Origin of the sequence: Dietzia sp. B19 (assembly GCF_014145155.1) — a bacterium.
GTDB classification, from domain to species: domain Bacteria; phylum Actinomycetota; class Actinomycetes; order Mycobacteriales; family Mycobacteriaceae; genus Dietzia; species Dietzia natronolimnaea.
The window spans coordinates 1-1,343 of the sequence record NZ_JAALED010000220.1 but is presented as its reverse complement, the minus strand read 5'-3'; the positions used below and the strand labels follow the sequence as shown (position 1 = coordinate 1,343).

The window sequence follows — 1,343 nt, the reverse complement described above, 5'->3', positions numbered from 1 at the left end:
GTTGACGATCAGCGACCCGGCGGGGGCCACCCGGGTGAGGCCGGCCGGGACCGCGTGGGCCGTCGTCCGGCCTCCCTCGCGCCTCAGGTGGGCGAAGGCGCGCAGGTCGACGTGCCGCCTCTGCATGCGGGTGCCGTCGAAGGTCGGGAGCGTCGACAGGGCCACCACCTCCTGGGCGATGAAGCCCTCGGGCCGGGTGAGCAGCTCCTCGCGTCGTGCGGCCAACTCCGCCTCGGAGCACTCGGGCCCGATGGTGATCCCCAGCCCGCCGTAGCCGTCGATCGGCTTGACCACCAGCTCCCCCAGCCGGTCCAGCACGAGGTCGCGTTGGGTGCGGTCCGCGCACAGGTAGGTCGGCACCTGCTCGAGGACCGGGGCCTCCCCCAGGTAGAAGTCGATCATCGCGGGCACGGAGGCGTACACGGCCTTGTCGTCCGCCACCCCGTTCCCGAGGGCGTTGGCCACCGTCAGCCGCCCCCCGGCGAGGGCGTCCAGCAGGCCGTCCCGCAGCGGCTCGCCGTCGAGTCCGGGGGAGCTGAGCAGCATGTCCTCGTCGATCCGCGCGTACACCACGTCCACCCGCTGGAGCCCGTCGCGGGTCCTGCGGTGCAGGATCCCGTCCCGGAAGACGACCTCGTCAGGGGTGACGAGTGGCAGGCCGGCCCGGTCGGCGATGAGGCGGTGCTCGAACCACGCCGAGTCCGCCGAACCGGAGGACATCACCACCACGTTCGGGGTGTCGCCCGCCGCCGGCGGTGCCGCCGCCACGAGGGTCTCCCGGATCATGGGGAAGGCCTGGTCGGGAGAGTGGAGATCGAACTCGTCGACCAGGTCGCCGAACAACGCCGACGTCATCTCGCGGTGGGCGGTGGAGAAGGCGACACCGGACGGCACGCGGACGTTGTCCTCGAGGACCAGCCACCGACCGTCGTCCGCGCACACCAGGTCGATCCCGCAGATGTGCGCCCGGATCCGGTCCGCCCCCAGCGCCCGCCCGGTACTCCCGCGGAACCCCGGTGCCCGATCGAGGGCCTCGGGGGCGAGGTGCCCGGCGGCGAGGAACTCCTGCTCGCCGTAGACGTCGTCCAGGAACGCGTCGAGGGCGCGGGCGCGCTGCTCGATCCCGGCCGCGAGCCGCGACCAGGTCTCCGAGGTGATGATCCGGGGGACGAAGTCCATCGGGAACGCGTGGGGACGCTCCTGGCCCGTGACCCGGAAGGTGACCCCGGCGACCGAGGCCTCCTGCTCGGCCCGCACCTGCCGCGCCCGGAGCCTGACGGTCCCGATCCGCTGCAGCGCCGTCAGGACGGGGTCGTACGGGGCCCGCGGCCGCCCACCGGCCT

The 1,343-nt window shown here is 73.6% G+C and carries 1 protein-coding gene; it reads right to left on the bottom strand.

Annotated features, from left to right (window positions below; translation table 11 throughout):
- Positions 1–1,343: circularly permuted type 2 ATP-grasp protein (locus G6020_RS07340; RefSeq protein WP_182610174.1), on the bottom strand; the 1,343-nt coding region annotated here is incomplete at both ends.